The organism is Pedococcus sp. P2_D9 (assembly GCF_056404275.1).
Genome location: NZ_JBFUEI010000001.1, coordinates 387424 through 406590 on the forward strand (window position 1 = coordinate 387424; position 19167 = coordinate 406590).

At 70.6% G+C, this 19167-nt stretch carries 15 protein-coding genes; 10 read left to right on the forward strand and 5 right to left on the reverse strand.

Annotated features, from left to right (window positions below; translation table 11 throughout):
• Positions 1–38: 38 nt before the first annotated feature.
• From tatA to AC1DXJ_RS01850, 4 genes are read left to right on the forward strand one after another with little or no spacing between them, the layout of a single operon-like run.
• Positions 39–326, forward strand: coding sequence for a Sec-independent protein translocase subunit TatA (tatA, locus tag AC1DXJ_RS01835; RefSeq protein WP_477612934.1), 288 nt, complete (start codon positions 39–41; stop codon positions 324–326).
• A 32-nt stretch (positions 327–358) separates the two neighbouring features.
• Complete coding sequence (gene tatC, locus AC1DXJ_RS01840) at positions 359–1165, forward strand: twin-arginine translocase subunit TatC (protein WP_477612935.1); 807 nt, start codon at positions 359–361, stop codon at positions 1163–1165.
• A gap of 9 nt (positions 1166–1174) precedes the next feature.
• Positions 1175–2095 (forward strand): diacylglycerol/lipid kinase family protein, encoded by a 921-nt coding sequence (locus tag AC1DXJ_RS01845; protein ID WP_477612936.1) that lies wholly within the window; start codon positions 1175–1177, stop codon positions 2093–2095.
• 10 nt (positions 2096–2105) lie between these two features.
• Complete coding sequence (locus AC1DXJ_RS01850) at positions 2106–4943, forward strand: DEAD/DEAH box helicase (RefSeq protein WP_477636237.1); 2838 nt, start codon at positions 2106–2108, stop codon at positions 4941–4943.
• 126 nt (positions 4944–5069) lie between these two features.
• On the opposite strand, the gene AC1DXJ_RS01855 is transcribed toward AC1DXJ_RS01850, so the two are convergent.
• Positions 5070–6065: a 5'-3' exonuclease gene (locus AC1DXJ_RS01855; RefSeq protein ID WP_477612938.1), complete on the reverse strand. Its 996-nt coding sequence runs from the start codon at positions 6063–6065 to the stop codon at positions 5070–5072.
• Positions 6066–6113: 48 nt separating this feature from the next.
• Here AC1DXJ_RS01855 and AC1DXJ_RS01860 point away from each other — a divergent pair, with 48 nt between their 5' ends.
• Positions 6114–6536 (forward strand): Lrp/AsnC family transcriptional regulator, encoded by a 423-nt coding sequence (locus tag AC1DXJ_RS01860; protein WP_477612939.1) that lies wholly within the window; start codon positions 6114–6116, stop codon positions 6534–6536.
• A gap of 5 nt (positions 6537–6541) precedes the next feature.
• Here AC1DXJ_RS01860 and AC1DXJ_RS01865 read toward each other — a convergent pair whose 3' ends face one another.
• The 4 genes from AC1DXJ_RS01865 to AC1DXJ_RS01880 all read right to left on the reverse strand — a co-directional run bounded on the left by AC1DXJ_RS01865 (position 6542) and on the right by AC1DXJ_RS01880 (position 10570).
• Positions 6542–7765 carry a glycoside hydrolase family 15 protein gene (locus AC1DXJ_RS01865; RefSeq protein ID WP_477636238.1) on the reverse strand — a complete coding sequence of 408 codons (1224 nt, stop codon included), beginning with the start codon at positions 7763–7765 and terminating at the stop codon, positions 6542–6544.
• A gap of 137 nt (positions 7766–7902) precedes the next feature.
• Positions 7903–8394: a Cys-tRNA(Pro) deacylase gene (gene ybaK, locus AC1DXJ_RS01870; protein WP_477612941.1), complete on the reverse strand. Its 492-nt coding sequence runs from the start codon at positions 8392–8394 to the stop codon at positions 7903–7905.
• A 32-nt stretch (positions 8395–8426) separates the two neighbouring features.
• Positions 8427–9038 (reverse strand): biotin transporter BioY, encoded by a 612-nt coding sequence (locus AC1DXJ_RS01875; RefSeq protein WP_477636239.1) that lies wholly within the window; start codon positions 9036–9038, stop codon positions 8427–8429.
• Positions 9039–9124: 86 nt separating this feature from the next.
• Entirely contained in the window at positions 9125–10570 is a 1446-nt protein-coding gene (locus AC1DXJ_RS01880) for a KamA family radical SAM protein (RefSeq protein ID WP_477612943.1), read from the reverse strand.
• 86 nt (positions 10571–10656) lie between these two features.
• On the opposite strand from AC1DXJ_RS01880, the gene kdd reads away from it, so the two are divergent.
• Genes kdd through AC1DXJ_RS01905 form a run of 5 tightly spaced genes read left to right on the forward strand, consistent with a single transcriptional unit; the run spans position 10657 to position 19136 of the window.
• Entirely contained in the window at positions 10657–11709 is a 1053-nt protein-coding gene (kdd, locus tag AC1DXJ_RS01885) for an L-erythro-3,5-diaminohexanoate dehydrogenase (RefSeq protein ID WP_477612944.1), read from the forward strand.
• Between the two features lie 54 nt (positions 11710–11763).
• Positions 11764–14211, forward strand: a complete 2448-nt coding sequence (locus tag AC1DXJ_RS01890; RefSeq protein ID WP_477636240.1) for a phosphoketolase family protein — start codon at positions 11764–11766, stop codon at positions 14209–14211.
• 9 nt (positions 14212–14220) lie between these two features.
• On the forward strand, positions 14221–16278 hold the full coding sequence (gene pta / locus AC1DXJ_RS01895; RefSeq protein ID WP_477632167.1) for a phosphate acetyltransferase: 2058 nt from the start codon (positions 14221–14223) through the stop codon (positions 16276–16278).
• Positions 16278–17483 (forward strand): acetate/propionate family kinase, encoded by a 1206-nt coding sequence (locus AC1DXJ_RS01900; protein ID WP_477636241.1) that lies wholly within the window; start codon positions 16278–16280, stop codon positions 17481–17483. The genes pta and AC1DXJ_RS01900 overlap by 1 nt, the downstream gene beginning before the upstream one ends.
• A gap of 9 nt (positions 17484–17492) precedes the next feature.
• Entirely contained in the window at positions 17493–19136 is a 1644-nt protein-coding gene (locus AC1DXJ_RS01905; protein ID WP_477632169.1) for an amidohydrolase, read from the forward strand.
• The last annotated feature ends 31 nt before the right edge of the window (positions 19137–19167 follow it).

Genomic DNA, 19167 nt, shown 5'->3' on the forward strand with positions numbered 1-19167 from the left:
TCACACTGGCCACGACGTGGTCGAGAGGAATGAGTCACATGGGTCGCGGATTGTTCGAAGGCTGGCACATCATCATCCTGCTCGTGCTCCTCGTCGTGCTGTTCGGCTTCAAGCGGCTCCCGGACGCAGCCCGCTCGATCGGCCGGTCGATGCGCATCTTCAAGTCCGAGGTCCAGGAGATGAAGACCGACGGCAAGTCCGCAGCGAGCAGCGACACCGTCAAGGGCGAGGCCATCAAGGATCCCGAGGCTCCTGCCGCTCCCGAGGCTGCCAGCCCGATCCGTGAGGACCGTCCCCGCACTGACAACTCCTCCGGCGCGTCCTAGTCCGACCCGTCACCGCACCAGTCACCTCGACCATGGCGTTCCGGCGTGCCCGCAATCCCGACGGGCGCATGTCGCTCGGCGACCACCTGCGTGAGCTCCGCCGACGCTTCCTGATCTCCGCTGTGACGGTCCTGCTCGGTGGCGTGCTCGGCTGGATCATCTACCCGCAGGTCTACGGCAGGCTGGCCGCGCCGTTCAACGACTACAAGGCTGCCCACCCCACGAGTGTCATCAACCTGAACTTCGGGACCGCCACCGCTGCCTTCTCCCAGCAGGTGAGCCTGTCGATCTTCGTCGGGATCATCGTGTCGAGCCCGGTGTGGCTCTACCAGCTGTGGGCGTTCATCGTGCCCGGGCTGACCAAGAAGGAGCGGCGGATCTCGCTGGCCTTCATCGGAGCGACGGTCCCGCTCTTCCTCGCCGGGTGTTCCATGGCCTACTACGTCCTGCCCAAGGTGCTCGCGGTCCTCTACGGGTTCACGCCTCCTGGGGCGTCGAACATCCAGCAGGTCAGCGAGTACTTCTCCTTCGTCACGCGGTTCATCCTCGTCTTCGGCCTCGCCTTCCTGCTGCCGGTCTTCCTGGTCGCGCTGAACGCGATCGGCATCCTGCCGGCCAGGGCGATGATCAAGGCGTGGCGCCCCGCCATCTTCGGGATCTTCGTCCTCTCCGCCATCGCGACGCCGACACCGGATGCCTTCACGATGTTCCTGCTCGCCATCCCGCTGTGCGTCCTCTATGCCGCCGCGATCGGGGTCAGCAAGCTGATCGAGCGTGGCCGGACCAAGAACCGGCCGAAGTGGACCGAGGTGCCCGACGACGAGGCGTCGGCCCTGTAGCCTCCGCGCGTGAGTCCGAACCCATCCACCGTGAAGAAGCGCATCGGCCTGGTGGTCAACCCGACCTCCGGCAAGAACCGCGGGATGGCACTCGGCATCGAGGTGGCCCAGCGGATGCGGGCGGCCGGCCACGAGGTGCTGGACCTCTCGGACGAGTCGTATGCCGCGGCGCGCGACCGCGCCCTCGGCGCCATCTCCCAAGGCCTGGACGTGCTGGCCGTGGTCGGCGGTGACGGCATGGTGCACCTGGGTGTCGACCTCGCCGCCGAGACCAAGACGACGCTGGCCATCATCGCTGCCGGGACCGGCAACGACGTCGCCCGCGGCCTGGGGCTGCCGGTCCACGACCCGGTGCGCGCGGCCGACCTGGTCAGCACGGGGATCCCCCGCACCATCGACGCCGTCCGCCACGTCGACGCCCATGGGGGCCGACACTGGTTCGTGGGGGTCCTCGGGGCCGGCTTCGACTCGGTCGTCAACGAGCGCGCCAACACCTGGCCCTGGCCCAAGGGCAACATGCGCTACAACCTGGCGATCCTGCGCGAGCTCCCGCTGTTCAAGGCGATTCCCTATGTCGTGACGATCGACGGCGTGCGACACGAGACCCGCGCCATGCTCGTCGCGGTGGGCAACGGCCCCAGCTACGGCGGCGGGATGCAGGTCCTGCCCGGCGCCAGGTTCGACGACGGGCTGCTCGACGTGCTGATCCTGCACCAGATCAGCACGCTGGAGTTCCTCAAGGTCTTCCCCAAGGTCTTCAAGGGCGCCCACGTCACCCACCCCGCGGTGGAGATCATCCAGGGGCGCTCGGTGACGCTCGAGGCAGCGGGCATCGTGGCCTACGCCGACGGGGAGCGGTTCGCCCCGCTGCCGATCACCGTCGAGGTGGTCCCCGGCGCGGTGACGGTGCTGGCGCCTGCCGCCACGTAGGCTCGGGAGCATGTCGACGCCCGCTGAGCGATTCGCCGCAAGCGCCAGCCGCGCGGCATACGAGAAGTCTCGGCTGGCCGCCTTCGCGGCGACGGTGGACTTCCCCCTCGACGACTTCCAGGTGCAGGCCTGCGAGGCCGTGGAGGCCGGGCGCGGCGTGCTCGTCGCGGCGCCCACCGGGGCAGGCAAGACCATCGTGGGCGAGTTCGCGGTGTTCCTGGCCCTCGCCACCGGGCGCAAGGCGTTCTACACGACCCCCATCAAGGCGCTGTCCAACCAGAAGTACAACGACCTCGTGAAGCGTCACGGTGTCAAGAACGTCGGGCTGCTCACCGGGGACTCCTCGATCAACGGCGAGGCTCCTGTCGTCGTCATGACGACCGAGGTGCTCCGCAACATGATGTATGCCGGGTCGTCGACCCTGCACGGGCTCGGCTTCGTGGTCATGGACGAGGTGCACTACCTCGCCGACCGGTTCCGTGGCGCCGTGTGGGAGGAGGTCATCATCCACCTGCCACAGGACGTGCAGGTCGTGTCGCTGTCCGCAACCGTGAGCAACGCCGAGGAGTTCGGCGCCTGGCTGTCGGAGGTGCGCAGCGGCGTCGACATCATCGTGTCCGAGCACCGCCCGGTGCCGCTGTGGCAGCACATGATGGTCTCGCAGTCGATGTACGACCTGTTCGTCGACGAGGCGTCGGCGCCGGTCACGGGCGCGGACGCGACGCGGGTGAATCCCGAACTGTTGCAGGCGATTCGCACTTTCGAGCAACGCGGTCGCTGGGACGACGGCGCCCGCCACGGATCGCAGTCGGACCGGCACAGCCGCGGTGGGCGGGGGCGGGGGCCTCGCGGCCCCGGCGGCGGCTACGGCGGGCACGGCATGGCCCGCAGCTCGGGCGGGCGCCCCGGTGGGGGAGCGACCCGTTCCGAGGTCGTCCAGCGGCTCGAGCGCGAGGGGCTGTTGCCGGCCATCACCTTCATCTTCAGCCGGGTGGGGTGCGAGGCCGCCGTCGGCCAGCTGCTGCGCGACGGGGTCCGGCTGATCACCGAGGCCGAGGGCGACCGGATCCGGCGCACCGTCGAGGAGCGCGTCTCCGCGCTGGCCGACGAGGACCTCGGCGTGCTCGGCTACTGGGACTTCGTGGACGGCCTGACGCGTGGGTTCGCGGCGCACCACGCCGGCATGTTGCCGACGTTCCGCGAGATCGTCGAGGAGCTCTTCACGGCAGGGCGGATCCGGGCCGTCTTCGCCACCGAGACCCTCGCGCTCGGCATCAACATGCCCGCGCGCACCGTCGTCATCGAGAAGCTCGTGAAGTTCAACGGCGAGACCCATGCCGACATCACCCCCGCCGAGTACACCCAGCTGACCGGACGGGCCGGGCGTCGGGGGATCGACGTCGAGGGCCATGCCCTGGTCCAGTGGAACCGCGGGATGGACCCGCTCGCCGTGGCCGGACTGGCGTCCACCCGCACCTACCCGCTGAAGTCGTCCTTCCGGCCCACCTACAACATGGCCGTCAACCTCGTCGCCCAGGTCGGGCGCGAGACCGCCCGCGAGATCCTCGAGACCTCCTTCGCCCAGTTCCAGGCCGACCGCGCCGTGGTGGGGATGGCCAGGGCCGTGCGCAAGAACGAGGAGGGCCTCGAGGGCTACGGCGAGGGCATGGCGTGTCACCTCGGCGACTTCAAGGAGTATGCCGCGCTGCGCCACGAGATCGCGCGCCTCGAGAAGGAGGGGGCCAAGGTCCGCTCGGCGAGCAACCGGGCGCAGGCAGCGGTGTCGCTGGAGGCGTTGAAGATCGGGGACGTCATCAAGATCCCGTCGGGTCGCCGCGCGGGCTACGCCGTCGTCGTCCATCCCTCCAAGTCCTACCGGGGCGAGGTGCCGGCTCCGACCGTGGTGACCGAGGACAAGCAGCTCCTCAAGCTGACGCTCGTGGACGTCCCGACACCGGTCGAGGCGATCGCGCACGTCAAGGTGCCGCCACACTTCAACTCCAAGAGCCCGAAGGCCCGCCGCGACCTGGCGACCTCACTGCGGATCGCCGTCCCCTACGACCCCCCGCCCGGCCGCTCGCGCGACCACGCGGCATACGCGGGAAGCGCTGAGGACGAACGCATCTCCGAGCTGCGCCGCCAGCTCAAGGCGCATCCCTGTCACCAGTGTCCGGACCGCGAGGACCACGCCCGGTGGGCCGAGCGGTGGTGGCGGCTCAAGCGCGAGACCGTTGGGCTGCAGCGCAAGGTGGAGGGGCGCACCAACTCGGTCGCCCGCACGTTCGACCGGATCTGCACCCTGCTCGGGGAGATGGGCTACCTGTCCGACAGTGGTGACCTCGTGACGCCGCAGGGGGAGAACCTGCGCCGGCTGTACACCGAGAAGGACCTGCTGGCCGCTGAGTGCCTGCGGCTGGGGGTGTGGAAGCGGCTGGACCCGGCCGGCCTGGCGTCGATCGTGTCGGCCCTGATCCACGAGCCGCGTCGCGACGAGACCGACCCGTCACCCCGGATGCCCAACGAGGACGTCGCCGAGGCGGTCCGTGAGATGAACCGGCTCTGGTCGGTGCTGGAGGACCGCGAACGCGAGCTCGGGCTCCCGCTCACCGGTGACCCCGATGCCGGGATGGTCTGGATGATGCACCGGTGGGCGAGCGGTCGTCAGCTGGAGGAGGTGCTTCGGGGGTCGGACATGGCCGCTGGTGACTTCGTGCGGCGGTGCAAGCAGGTGGTCGACCTGCTCGGTCAGATCGGCGACGCGGCACCCGAGCCGACCCTGCGCGCCACGTCGCGCAAAGCCATCGACGCCGTCATGCGCGGCGTGGTCGCCGCCGACCGCCTCGACTGAGAGGCTCTCGGGTGGGCACTTTCGGGCGAGTGGCCGATTTCCCGGGCACAGGTGCGCCCCTCCCTCCGAACGACCGGGCGAGTGGCCGAATGTCCACCCCCGACGCCTGAGGATGCGGCTGCTCGCCTACTCGATGCGCAGAGCCGACAGCACGCGGTTGAACGAGCTGGTCACCCCGAACTCACTGGCGACCCGGCTCATCAGCACGGGGTCCGCCACCTCGGTCGGCAGGGCCAGGTCCACCTCGTCGACCGGTGCGTCGCGAGTCACCCGCACCACCGTGGGCGCCACGTCGAGGTACGCCGTCGCCGCCTCCAGGTTGGCCCGCCGGGCTCCCTTGATGGCCGGTGCTCCAGAGTCCACCGCCGCCCGGAGACCGGCGAGCGAGCCGTACTCGGCGATCAGCTGGGCCGCGGTCTTGTCGCCGATGCCCTTGACGCCGGGCAGGCCGTCGCTCGTGTCACCGCGCAGGATCGACATGTCCAGGTAGGCGTCGCCGTTCTCCACGGCATACCGCTCCCGCAGGTAGTCCTGGGTCGCGAGGTCGGGGTCACGCACCCCTCCCTTGCCGGTGTAGAGGACGCGGACGCCGCGGGCGTCGTCCACGAGCTGCAGGAGGTCGCGATCTCCCGTGACGATGTCGACCTTCATGGTGCCGCCCCACCGGGTGGCCAGGGTGCCGATCACGTCGTCGGCCTCGAAACCGTCAGCCCCCAGCCGGGCAATACCCAGCGCTGCCAGGGCATCGACGATGACCGGCACCTGGGGAGCCAGGTCGTCCGGGACCTCTTCGGCGACGGTGTCGTCCGAGGCCGGGTGCGCCTGGTCGGGCACGGAGCCGGCCACTGGGGCGGGGGACTCCTCGGTCACCCGGTGAGCCTTGTAGCTGGGCAGCAGGTCCACCCGCCACTGCGGTCGCCAGTCGTTGTCCCAGCAGGCTGCGAGGTGGGTCGGCTGGTGGGTCGTGACGAGCGAGGCGATCATGTCGAGGAACCCGCGGATCGCATTGGTGGGCGGCTGCGAGGGATCGCTGCGCTGGTCCGGCACCCCGAAGAAGGCGCGGAAGTACAACGAGGCGCTGTCGAGCAGCATGAGACGGCCGGAGCTGTCGGGCGAGGTCATGGCGGACATGCTGCCACCCCCGACCCCGGTCCTCAGTAAGGTGTGGGCGTGGAAGACCTCGATCGACGCATCGTCGACCTGCTGCGCGCCGACGGTCGGATGAGCTACACCGACCTGGGCAAGGCCATGGGCCTGTCCACCTCGGCGGTCCACCAGCGGGTGCGTCGGCTCGAGGAGCGCGGGGTCCTCAAGGGGTATGCCGCGTTGGTCGACTACACCGCGTTGGACCTGCCGCTTACGGCATTCATCTCGATCTCACCGCTGGACCCTGCTGCGCCGGACGACATCCCGGACCGGTTGCGCGACATCACCGAGCTCGAGGCCTGTCACTCGGTGGCGGGCGACGAGAACTACATCCTCAAGGCGAGGGTCCGCACGCCCGGTGACCTCGAGGTGCTGCTGGCTCGGGTGCGGTCCGCCGCGAACGTCGCCACCCGCACCACCGTGGTCCTTTCCACCCCCTGGGAGTAGCCGCCTCAGGGTTGGTCCAGCTCGTGCAGGGTCAGCAGCGTGAGGGCAGCGGTCCACACGAGCGGAGCCGGCCCGGCAGGGCGCCCGGTGCGAGTGACCTTCTCGGGGAGGGATCCGTAGGGCGTGCGGTGGTCATCCAGCCAGTTCAACCACCGAGTGGCTGTCCCGTCACGGGCCGTCGCCGCGGCCGTCAGAGCCACCAGAGCGGTCTCCGGCGTCCACGACGCACCGTCGTCCTTGGGCCAGTCGGCGCCGGGGGCCAGACCGCCGGCCGGGCGCAGAGCCTCACGCTGGTAGCGCAACCACGCGTCACGCAGGGCGTGGTCGCCCTCCTGGCCTCCCGGTGGACCGTGGAACGGGGGCAGCAGCATCGCCACCGCGGCGTCGACGCCTCCACCGTCCCGTCCGAACCGCTCGTACCGCGGACCGAAGCTGCGGGTGACGACCTCGCTCAACCGCGAGGCCACGACGCCGACCGTGACGGCCTCCGTCGGCTGTCCGGTGACGCGGTAGTCACCGGCCGCGGCCTCCAGGCCCGCGAGCATCGGCGCCACGGTCCCCAGGGAGGTGCGGTCGACCGGCAGCTCCCAGTAGTCCGGGGACGGTGGCGGGAGCCGGCTGCCCGAGTCGACGAGCGTGGTGAGGGCTTGCACACAGCGGTCTCGGAGGCCGGCCGCCGTCGCCGGGACACTCGAGGGGCTCGCGGTCCGCACCTGCGCGATGGCCCAGAGCACCCAGCCACACCCGTCGGACTGGCGTGGGCGGTCGGTCAGGGGCGACCCGTCCAGACGGTATCGAGCCTGGAAGCCCCGCAAGGGGTCGAACTCCAGTCGCGCCAGGCGGTCGAGGATCGACGCAGCCTCCTTGTCGTGACCGCTGATGCTCAGAGCGGCCGCCGCGAACGAGCCGTCCCGCGGCCAGAAGTATCCCCACGGCCCGCCGGGCCCGGCCGCCACGGTCCCGTTCGGGGACAGGAACGAGTGGATGTCGACGAGCGCCCACCTCGCCAGGTCCTCCCAGCGGGTGCCGTCGCCGGGCACGGTGCCGGTCTCCAGCCAGAGCTGGTCAGCCCTGCTCTGGCCACCGGCTGCATACACCTCGGGTGAGCGGTAGCCAGGCGCCGTGAGGAGTCGGGCCTCGGGGAGGTGCGCCCGGGGGCCTGCGGTCGCGCCGACCATGACGAGCGCGAGCAGCAGGATGCCCAGCGACCCTGTCCGCGTGGTCCTCACGTGTCACCCCCGATGGTGGGCCAGTCAGCCCACGGTAGATCGCCCCGGGGGCCGACGCACACCACCTTTGGGGGAGTCGGCGGCACGGCGGGTGAGCAGGGCGTCGACGACCGCGACGTCAGGGCGCGGTCAGGGCGTCACCGCGATATCAGCGCGACCTGTGCCCGCGTGGCGGTGACCAGGTCGTCAGGCGTGAGGGAAAGGTCGAGGCCACGACGGCCTCCCGAGACGTACACGCGGTCGAACCCGAGAGCAGACTCGTCCACGACGGTCGGGAGTGCCTTCTTCTGCCCGATGGGGGAGATCCCGCCCACGACGTAGCCGCTCGACCGCTCGGCGTCGGCGGGTTGGGCCATCGCCACCTTCTTGAGGCCCAGTGCGGCCGCGATGGCCTTGAGGTCGAGCTGCCGGTCGACCGGCACCACCCCGACGGCCAGGCCGCGTTCGGACTCGACCAGGAGGGTCTTGAAGACCTGTCCGGGGGGCACCGACAGCGCAGCGGCGGCCTCCAGTCCATAGGAGGCCGCCGCCGGGTCGTGCTCGTAGGAGTGCACCTCGAACGCCAGTCCGAGCCGGGTCAGCGCCGTGCTGGCGGGGGTGCCGGTGCTGGCTTCGCGACGCTTGCCCATCAGGTCGGTCTGCCGTGACGGAGGTAGGTCGGTCAGCGCTTGTCGACGCGCTTGACGAGCGCCCAGGCGGCCGGGAAGAGACCCGCAGCCGCCGCGATCTTGATGGCGTCGCCGAGGAGGAAGGGGGTGAAGCCGGCGGCCAGGCCGGCCTCGAGGTCCATGCCGGTGGAGGCCATCAGCCACGACACGCCGACGACGTAGATGACGAGGTTGCCGAGCACCATGGTGACGCCCGTCCTGACCACGGTGCGGTCACCGCCGCGCTGGGCCAGCCACCCCACGAGCGTCGCCGCAGCGACGAAGCCGATGACGTAGCCGAACGTGGCGCCGCCCCAGCCGTCCTTGTGGTCGGCGAACCAGTTCACGCCCAGTCCGCCGGCGACCAGGTAGGTGCCGACGCTGAGCAGGGCCCGCAGGCCGCCCAGTGAGGCTCCCGTCAGCAGGACGGCGAACGTGCCGAGCGTGAGGGGCACCGGGGTGCCCGGGAGCGGGACGTGCCACTGGGACAAGAGGCCGATGAATCCGGCGCCGGCAGCGATGAGCAGGACGTCACGAACGCGCGATCCGACCCATGCGGGCACGCCCACCACTGCGGGGACGTAGTCGGCCAGGACGCGCTTGCGGGGGATGGCGATAGCAGTCACGGGAGCAACCTAGCGAAGCCCGACCGCGCGGCATGACAGGCCCTCACGTCGTGAACGTCACACGCCGCGGCCGCGCACCGTCCGACTCAGACCAGCGAGGCCTCGCGGCTGGCCGCGGCGCGCTCGACGGCGATCGCGTGGGCAGCCTCGTGGTCACCCTCCTCACGCCACCACTGCTGGCCCGCCTCAGGGAGGGTGTAGATCGGGTCGTAGTAGACGTAGTCGCGCGACAGGGCGTCGGTGTCTGCGTTCTCGATCGAGGTGCGGTAGTTCTTGCGCCAGAACGACATTCCGCGCTCGGTGTCGTAGCTGTCGACCTGGTGCACCCATCGCTTGCCGACGAACGGCACGTCGCAGACGATGCGCGGCGTGGCGAAGCCTGGCAGGTAGCCCATCATCGAGTGCTGCAGGTGCTGCGCCTCGGCGAGCGAGAGCCGCCAGTGCTCGGAGAACGGAATCATGTCGCACATGTAGAAGTAGTACGGCGTGATCATCGCGTCGTCCTGGAGGGCGAAGCAGAGGTCGAGCAGCTGCTCCACCGAGTCGTTGATGCCGCGCATCAGGACGCCCTGGTTGCGCACGTCCCGCACGCCGGCCTCCAACATCGCCTTGGAGGCGTCGGCCACCAGCGGCGTGACGGACTGCGCGTTGTTGACGTGGGTGTGGATCGCCAGGGAGACACCGCGCGAGCGGGCCTTGGCCGACACGCGGGCGACCCCCTCGACGACGTCGGGCTGCAGCCAGTGCTGGGGCAGGCCCATCAGCGCCTTGGTCGCCAGCCGGATGTCGCGGATGTTCTCGACGTCGAGCAGCTTGTCGATGAAGCCCTCGAGGTTCTTCCACGGCATGTTGGCGACGTCGCCACCGGAGACGACGACGTCACGCACCTGGGGCGTCTGCTGCAGGTAGGCGAGCATGGCGGCGTAGCGGTCGACCGGCTTGCCGGTGAGCTTGAGCTTGTCGATCACCGGCGTGGAGTTGCCGACGAGGTCCATGCGGGTGCAGTGTCCGCAGTACTGCGGGCAGGTCGGGAGCAGCTCGGCGAGCACCTTGGTGGGGTAGCGGTGGGTCAGGCCCTCGGCGACCCACATGTCGTGCTCGTGCAGGCTGTCGCGGGTCGCGTGCGGGTGGGACGGCCAGTCGGTGCGTCGGTCGGAGAACACCGGGAGCATGTAGCGCCGGATGGGGTCGGCATAGAACGCCCGGGTGAACTCGGCACCGGCGGCGGGCATCCGCCCGTCGGTCCAGGTCATCTCACTGACCATGGTGTTCATCATCTGCGGGGGGACGAGCATCGACATCGTGGCGCGCTCGGCCTGGTCGCGCTCGAGGTCGGCGTAGAAGGCGTCGGTCAGCAGGTCGCCCATCAGCTCGCGCAGCTGCTTGATGTTCTTGACGCAGTGCGCCCGCTGCCACTGGGCGCTGGCCCAGTCCTCGGCAGTGACGTCGCGCCACCCCGCGAATCGGGTCCAGTCGGGCTCCACCAGCTCGCGGTGGCGGTAGACATAGGGCTGCTCGATGGCGGTGCTCATACGTGGCAGGATACGGGACAGGTTCCGATGAAATCGACATCCGGCCGCAAGATTTGCGCTCTGTGTCGCAATTGATAGGAGATTCTGTGGTCCGCACCCCCTCGTCGCCCGTGGGTTTGCACCGCGTCCTCGACCCCGCCGGGGCCTCGCTGCCCCAGGCCGCCCAGCGGCTCGACGCCTCGCCCGAGCTGTGGCCGGACGAGGTGCGCATCAGCATCGAGACGCTCAACCTCGACGCGGCGTCCTACCGTCAGCTCTCCGAGAAGCACGGCGGCGACGGCGATGCCGTCCGCGCAGAGGTGCTCGACATCGTGGCCACGCGCGGGAAGATGCAGAACCCTGTCACCGGTTCCGGCGGCATGCTCATCGGCACGGTCGAGGAGGTCGGACCCGAGTCCACCCTCGGCCTGGCGGTCGGCGACCACGTCGCCACGCTCGTCTCGCTGTCTCTCACGCCGCTGGTGGTCACCGACCAGCTGGCTCGGTGGGACGGCAAGAGCGAGCGGGTGCCCGCCCGGGGACACGCCATCCTCTTCGGCCGCTCGATCGCGGCGCAGCTGCCCCCCGACCTGGCCCCGGACCTCGCCCTCATGGTGATGGACGTGTGCGGCGCACCGGCGCTGGTGGCCCGCGTGGTGGAGGAGTATGCCGCGCGCGGCGTCAGCCCCACCGTGTGCGTGCTCGGCGGGGCCGGCAAGTCCGGCTCGCTGTCCCTCGCCGCGGCGGCGCGGGCCGGCGCAGGCCGTCGGATCGCCGTGGTGCCCTTCGAGCGCGAGGCCGACCTGCTGTCCGGCACCGGACTGGCGGACGAGGTGGTCATCGCCGACGCCCGCAGCCCGCTCGGACTGTCCGAAGCCGTTGCCGCTGCGGGGGGACCAGCGGACATCACGGTCGTCTGCGTGGACGTGCCCGGGTGCGAGCAGCCGGCCATCCTCTCGACGGCACAGGGCGGCACGATCATCTTCTTCTCCATGGCCACCCACTTCGCGGCAGCGGCGCTCGGCGCCGAAGGTGTCGCCGCCGACGTTCGCATGCTGGTGGGCAACGGCTACGTGCCCGGCCACGCGGCATACGCCCTCGACCTGATCAGGGGCAACGCCGCGGTGCGGAGTCTCTTCGAAGGTCGCCTCGCGGAGTAGCGGCGGGACCAAAGGCCTTCCCCTCGGGTGCGGGTCCGTGGTGTCGTGGGGCGCATGCCGCAGACGTCCGCTGTGCCGGTGACCGTGTCCTACGCCCCGGAGGACCTCGCGCTGGACCTGCGGTGGTGGGCTGCCGCCAACTACCTGACGGTCGGCCAGATCTACCTGCGGGACAACGCCCTGCTGCGGGAGCCGCTGACCCTGGCGCACACCAAGCCCCGCCTGCTCGGCCACTGGGGCACCAGCCCCGGCCTGTCGATGATCTATGCCCTGGTGAACCGCCGCATCCGCGAGACCGACACGGACTGGCTCTACGTCACGGGCCCGGGGCACGGCGGCCCCGCCCTCGTGGCGGCAGCCTGGCTCGAGGGTACCTACAGCGTGATCTACCCCCACATCGGTGACGACGCCGAAGGGGTGCTGCGGCTCTTCCGCCAGTTCTCCTCGCCCGGGGGCATCCCCAGCCACGTCAGCGTCCAGACCCCCGGCTCGATCCACGAGGGGGGCGAGCTCGGCTACGCACTGGTGCACGCGGCGGGGGCGGCGTTCGACCACCCGGAGCTGGTGGTCGCCTGCGTCGTCGGCGACGGCGAGGCCGAGACCGGACCCCTGGCCGCGTCGTGGCGGCTGCCGAACTTCCTGAACCCGCGCCGGGATGGTGCGGTGCTGCCGATCCTTCACCTCAACGGATACAAGATCGCCGGGCCCACCGTGTTGGGACGCACCTCCGACGCGGATGTGGAGGACTACCTGCGCAGCCAGGGCTGGGACCCGGTCACGGTCAGCGGGGACGACCCCGCGCAGGTCTTTCCTGCCTTCCGGTCGGCGCTGGCGACAGCCCACGACAAGATCCGGTCGATCCAGGAAGCGGCGCGCAGTGGCGACGGTCCGGCCGAGCCGTTGCGGCACCCCTGGCCGGCTATCGTCCTGCGGACCCCCAAGGGCTGGACCGGTCCCGACATCGTCGACGGCGTGCAGGTGCAGGGGACCAACCTGTCCCACCAGGTGCCGCTGTCCGGCCTCGCCGAGGACCCCGACCACCTGCGGCTGCTCGAAGAATGGCTGCACACCTACCGCCCCGACGAGCTGTTCGACGCCGATGGCCGGCTCGCGCCAGAGCTGCGGGACCTCGCGCCGGCAGGGGACAAGCGCATGTCCGCGACGCCCTACGCGAACGGCGGACGGCTGCGCACGGAGCTTCCACCGCAGGACCTGACGGCATACGAGGTCCCCCTCACGCCCACCACGCGCGGACAGGACTCGGTGGAGAACACCATCACGTCCGGTCGGCTCATGCGCGACCTGTATGCCGCGACGACCCGACCCGACGGAGGCGGCACCTTCCGGCTGTTCTCCCCGGACGAGACGGCGAGCAACCGCCTCCAGCCGGTGTTCGAGGTGACGGACCGCTGCTTCATGGGACCCCTGCGCGAGACCGACGACCACCTGGGGCCGGACGGCCGTGTCATGGAGGTGCTGAGCGAACACCTGTGCCAGGGCTGGCTCGAGGGATACGTGCTGAGCGGGCGGCACGGGCTGTTCGCGACCTACGAGGCCTTCGCGATGGTGTCGGCGTCGATGGCCGTGCAACACGTGAAGTGGCTGCAGCACGCGCAGGAGCTGCCCTGGCGGGCCGACGTGTCGTCGCTGAACGTTCTGCTCACGTCGACCTGCTGGCGCAACGACCACAACGGGTTCTCCCACCAGGGTCCTGGCCTGATCGACTGCCTGATCCCGTTGTCGCCACAGGTCGTGCGGGTGTGGCTGCCCCCGGACGCCAACACGACGCTGTCCATCACCGACCACTGCCTGCGCAGCACCAACTACGTCAACCTCATCGTCGTGGACAAGCAGAAGCACCTGCAGTACCTCACGCTCGAGGAAGCCCACGCACACTGTGCCGCGGGTGCCGGCGTCTGGGACTGGGCCAGCACCTGCGGACCGGACGACGAGCCCGACATCGTGCTCGCCTGCGCCGGCGACGTGCCGACCCAGGAGGCGCTCGCCGCCGCCGAGCTGCTCGCCGAGCACGTGCCAGAGCTCAGGGTGCGCTTCGTCAACGTCGTCGACCTGATGGCCCTGCTTCCCGAGAACGACCATCCCCATGGCTACTCGGACGGCCAGTTCGACGACCTCTTCACCGCCGACAGACACGTCGTGTTCGCGTTCCACGGCTACCCCCGTGCCGTGCACCAGCTCATCCACGGGCGCAACGACCCCGGGCGCTTCCACGTCCGCGGGTTCAACGAGCAGGGCACGACCACCACACCCTTCGACATGGTCGTGCTCAACCGGATGAGCAGGTTCCACCTCGCCCAGGAGGTGCTCCGCCGCGCTGATCGCCGCGTGCCAGGGTGGGACGCGCTCACCGAGCTCTGCGAGCGCCGGCTCGCCGAGCACCGGCCCTACATCGAGGAGCACCTCGAGGACATGCCGGACATCGCGGACTGGACCTGGAGGGGACCTGCCCGCCCCAGCGCGCCCGACGAGTCGGGCCGGTAGTTTCGACCCGTGACCACCAGCATCTACATCGCCGGCACCGAAGCCCGGTCCGGCAAGTCGGCGGTGGCGGTCGGACTGCTGCACCAGCTGAGCAGGCGCGCGGGCCGGGTGGGCGTGTTCCGCCCCATCGTCCGCGCCTCGGGGCCGGACGAGCTGGTCCTGACGCTGTTGTCCCAGCTGCCTGGCGACCTCTCGGCAGAGCAGGCGTGCGGCGTGACCTACGACGACCTGCACGCCTCGCCCGAGCGGGCCATGGGAGTGATCGTCGACCGCTTCCACGACGTTGCCCGTGACCACGACGTCGTCCTCGTCGTGGGATCCGACTTCACCGACGTCTCGGCACCGACGGAGTTCTCGGTCAACGCCGCGGTGGCCGCCAACCTCGGCTCCCGACTCCTCCTGGTCGTACCGGCACAGGGACACGACCCTGTGGAAGTGGCGACGACGGCCGAGATGGCGGTCACAGCGGCCCGCGAGGCGCATGCGCACGTGACCGGTGTGGTGGCCAACCAGGTGGCACGAGAGCTCCTGGCGGCCACCACGACCGCTGTGTCGGACCGGGTCGGGCTCCCCGTGCAGTCGCTGCCGGAGACACCACTGCTGCGGGCCCCGACCGTCAAGGACCTCGTCGACGCGTGCTCCGGCCGGCTCGTCCACGGCGAGGCCGGGTGGCTCGACCGCGAGTGCATGGGCCTGGTGGTCGCAGCCATGACCATGCCCCACGTCCTGGACCGGCTCATCGAGGGCGGCGTCGTGATCGTGCCCGGCGACCGTGAGGACGTGGTCCTTGGCGTCCTGCTCGCCCACCGGTCCAAGACCTTCCCGACCCTGTCGGGGATCGTCCTCAACGGCGGGTTCCCGCTCTCGCCGCAGGTCCAGCGGCTCATCGAGGGCCTCGACGTCGTACTGCCGATCGTCGCGACCGACAGCGGCACGATGACGACCGCGACGAGGTTGGGCGCGGCGCGTGGGCGCCTGACCCCCGGGTCCACCCGCAAGCTCGAGGCCGCAGTGGCCATGGTCGAGCGCGGACTCGACGCCGAGGCGTTGCTCGGACCCGTCGCGACGACGGGGGAGGGTGCCGTCACCCCGTTGATGTTCGAACACCAGCTGGTCGACGACGCTCGAGCGGCAGGCGCTCACATCGTGCTACCCGAAGGTGCCGAGGACCGGATCCTGCTCGCGGCCGACACCGTCCTGGCGCGCGAGATCGCGAAGCTCACCCTGCTCGGCGACGAGGAGACGATCCGCGCCAACGCAGCCCGCCTGGGTGCGGACATCTCCGGGGCGGCGATCATCGACCCGTCCAGCAGCTCCCTGCGCGAAGGATTCGCTGCAGACTATGCCGGGCTCCGGGCCCACAAGGGGGTCACACTCGACCAGGCCCGTGACCGGGTCGTCGACCCGTCCTACTTCGGCACGCTGATGGTGCACCAGGGCCTCGCTGACGGCATGGTCTCGGGGTGCATCACGACCACGGCACACACGATCCGCCCCGCCCTCGAGATCGTCCGGACCTCGCCTGACGTGTCGGTGGTCTCGAGCGTCTTCCTGATGTGCCTGGCCGACCGCGTCCTGGTCTACGGCGACTGTGCGGTCAACCCCGACCCGACCGCCGAGCAGCTCGCTGACATCGCGATCTCCTCGGCCCGCACGGCGCAGCGGTTCGGTATCGAGCCGAAGGTGGCGATGCTGTCGTACTCGACAGGCGAGTCGGGGACCGGCGCTGATGTCGACAAGGTCCGTGCCGCCACGGCGCTGGTCCATCAGCGTGCTCCAGAGCTTCTCGTCGAGGGTCCGATCCAGTACGACGCCGCGGTCGACCCCCACGTCGCGGCGACGAAGCTCAAGGACAGCCCCGTGGCGGGGCGCGCGACAGTCTTGGTGTTCCCTGACCTCAACACCGGCAACAACACCTACAAGGCGGTCCAGCGCAGCGCGTCGGCCGTCGCGATCGGTCCGATCCTCCAGGGCCTCAACCGGCCGGTCAACGACCTGTCCCGTGGAGCGCTGGTGCGCGACATCGTCAACACGATCGCCATCACGGCGATCCAGGCCGGCGCCTGATGCCGAGGTCGCGCACGGTCCTGGTCGTCAACTCGGGGTCGTCGTCGCTGAAGTACCAGGTCATCGATGCCGACACAGGTGCCACCGCAGCCTCGGGGCTGGTCGAGAGGATCGGGGGCGCTGGACGTCTCAAGCACACGTCCGGCGACGAGACGCACGAGCGTGACGTCACCTGCAACGACCACCGGGCCGCCCTCGACGCGGCCCGAGCCGCGCTGCGCGAGCACGGACCGGATCTCGGAGAGGTGGGGCTCTTCGCCGTCGGGCACAGGGTAGTGCACGGCGGCCCACGGTTCACCGAGCCGGTGGTTGTCGACGACGACGTGATCGAAGCCATCCGCGAGCTCGTGCCGCTGGCACCCCTGCACAACCCGGCGAACCTCGAGGGCATCCTCAGCGCCCGGGAGTCCTTCCCCGACGTTCCCCAGGTTGCCGTCTTCGACACCGCCTTCCACCAGACCCTTCCCGCTCGGGCCCACACGTATGCCGTGCCCGCGGACTGGCGGGACCGCCACCACGTGCGGCGCTACGGCTTCCACGGCACGTCGCACCGCTACGTCTCCCGTCGCACGGCGGAGCTCCTGGGGCGCAGCCCCGCCGACTGCAACGTCATCGTGCTCCACCTCGGCAACGGCGCCAGCGCCTGCGCGGTGCAGGGTGGTCGCAGCATCGACACCTCGATGGGGCTGTCTCCACTCGAAGGCCTGGTGATGGGTACTCGCTCCGGTGACGTCGACCCGGCGCTCGGCGCCTATCTCGCGCGCGTCGCGGACCTCGACGCCACCGCATACGACGAGGCACTGAACAAGGGCAGTGGCCTGCTGGGCCTCGCCGGCATCTCCGACGTGCGCGAGCTCGAGCAGCGGCGTGCCCATGGCGACGCGGACGCCGCTCTGGCCTTCGACGTGATGGCCTACCGGCTGCGCAAGTACGTCGGTGCGTATGCCGTGGCGCTGGGCCACGTCGACGCCATCGCGTTCACCGGTGGCATCGGTGAGAACAGCGCCGAGGTGCGACACGCTGTGCTCAGCGGTCTCGAGGTCCTCGGAGTCGAGGTCGACGCGTTGGCGAACGTCGCGGGGGAGCCCACCCGGCTGGTCACGACGGCCCGCAGCAACATCGCTGTGTACGTCGTCCCGACCAACGAGGAGCTGGAGATCGCCCGCGCCTGCCTCGACGTCCTGGGGCAGGACGGTCCCGTCTAGGGTGCTGGCGTGACCACCCTGTACCGCGGCGGCTTCGTCTACACCCCCATCGACCCCTTCGCCAACGCGATGGTGGTCGACGACGCGACGGGCACGATCGCCTGGATCGGCGGTGACGACGCGGCGGCTGTGCACGCCGACGCGGTCGACGAGGTGGTGGAGCTCGACGGTGCGCTGGTGACCCCGGCGTTCGTCGATGCCCACGCCCACACCTCGCAGACCGGGGCGGGTCTTCGCGGAGTCGACCTCGGCACGACGCAGTCGGTCGTCCAGGCGCTCAGCCGCATCGAGGACGCCGCGCGCGCCAACCAGGGACGCCCCGTCTACGCCCCCAACTGGGACCAGGGCGGCTGGGCGGAGGGCCGGCCGCACACCGGTGCCGAGCTGGACCGCGCGACCTACGGGGGAGTCGTCTACTCACCCCGCGTCGACGGTCACTCGGCGGTCATCTCCTCCGCCCTGGCGGCTGCCTCCGGTGCCCGAGACCTGCCAGGCTGGGAGGGCGACGGCCTGGTCACCAAGGACGCCCACCATGCAGCCCGGGAGGCCTTCAACGGCGCGGTCACCGCAGCGCAGCGACGGGCTGACATCGACCTGGCCCTCCAGGCCGCGGCGGCAGCCGGGATCGGACTCCTGCACGAGAACGGCGGCCGCACCCTGTCGGGCACCGACGACTTCGCGGAGGTCTTGGCGGCGGGGGAGCGTGGCGACGGGCCCCAGACGATCGGCTACTGGGCCCAGCTCGTGGCCGACGAGGCGCAGGCCCGGGACGTCGCCACCCTGCGCGGCGCCCGCGGGCTCGCCGGCGACCTCAACATCGACGGCTCGATCGGGTCACGCACCGCCCACCTCCGGGCGGACTACTCCGACGCCTCCGGTCACGCCGGCAACGCCTACCTCACCGTCGAGCAGGTTCGCGACCATGTCGCTGCCTGCTCGCTCGCGGGCGTCCAGGCCGGGTTCCACGTGATCGGCGATGCCGGGGTGGACACCGCGATCGAAGGGTTCGAGGCTGCCGCTGCCCTCGTCGGGGCTCCCGTCGTGACGCGGACCCGGCACCGCCTCGAGCACCTCGAGATGATCTCGCGAGACGGCATCGAGCGCCTCGTGCGACTTGGGGTCACTGCGAGCGTCCAGCCCGCCTTCGACGCCTTCTGGGGTGGCGACCAGGGCATGTATGCCGCGCGGCTGGGCGCCGACCGCGTCCACGGACGCCGCGGCGGCGACTGCGCCCCGATGAACGCCTTCGCAGAGATGATGGCGGCCGGGATGATCGTTGCCCTGGGATCGGACTCGCCGGTGACCCCGTTCGCCCCGTGGGAGGCCGTGCGGGCCTGCGTGAACCACCACGACGAGAGCCAGCGGGTCTCCGCGCGTTCGGCCTTCCTTGCCCACACCCGGGGTGGCTGGCGGGCGGCCGGGTACGACGACCGGGGCTACCTCGACCTGGGACTGCCGGCGAGCTTCGCCGTGTGGGAGGTGGGCGACCTCGTGGTGCAGGCACCGGACGACCGCATCCAGACCTGGTCCACCGACCCGCGCTCCGGGACGCCCGGCCTGCCGGACCTCTCGCCGGGCAGTCCCTCACCGACCTGCCAGCGGACCGTCGTGCGCGGTCGCACCGTCTTCGACTCCGGCGCGCTCGGCTCGTGACCCTGGACCGGCGTGGGGGAAGAATTTGCGG

Bases quoted from the DNA above. Each gene is read 5' to 3' on its own strand.
- tatA (WP_477612934.1), top strand. From the start codon at position 39: ATGGGTCGCGGATTGTTCGAAGGCTGGCACATCATCATCCTGCTCGTG.
- tatC (WP_477612935.1), top strand. From the start codon at position 359: ATGGCGTTCCGGCGTGCCCGCAATCCCGACGGGCGCATGTCGCTCGGC.
- AC1DXJ_RS01850 (WP_477636237.1), top strand. From the start codon at position 2,106: ATGTCGACGCCCGCTGAGCGATTCGCCGCAAGCGCCAGCCGCGCGGCA.
- AC1DXJ_RS01855 (WP_477612938.1), bottom strand. From the start codon at position 6,065: ATGACCTCGCCCGACAGCTCCGGCCGTCTCATGCTGCTCGACAGCGCC.
- ybaK (WP_477612941.1), bottom strand. From the start codon at position 8,394: ATGGGCAAGCGTCGCGAAGCCAGCACCGGCACCCCCGCCAGCACGGCG.
- AC1DXJ_RS01880 (WP_477612943.1), bottom strand. From the start codon at position 10,570: ATGAGCACCGCCATCGAGCAGCCCTATGTCTACCGCCACCGCGAGCTG.
- AC1DXJ_RS01890 (WP_477636240.1), top strand. From the start codon at position 11,764: ATGCCGCAGACGTCCGCTGTGCCGGTGACCGTGTCCTACGCCCCGGAG.
- AC1DXJ_RS01900 (WP_477636241.1), top strand. From the start codon at position 16,278: ATGCCGAGGTCGCGCACGGTCCTGGTCGTCAACTCGGGGTCGTCGTCG.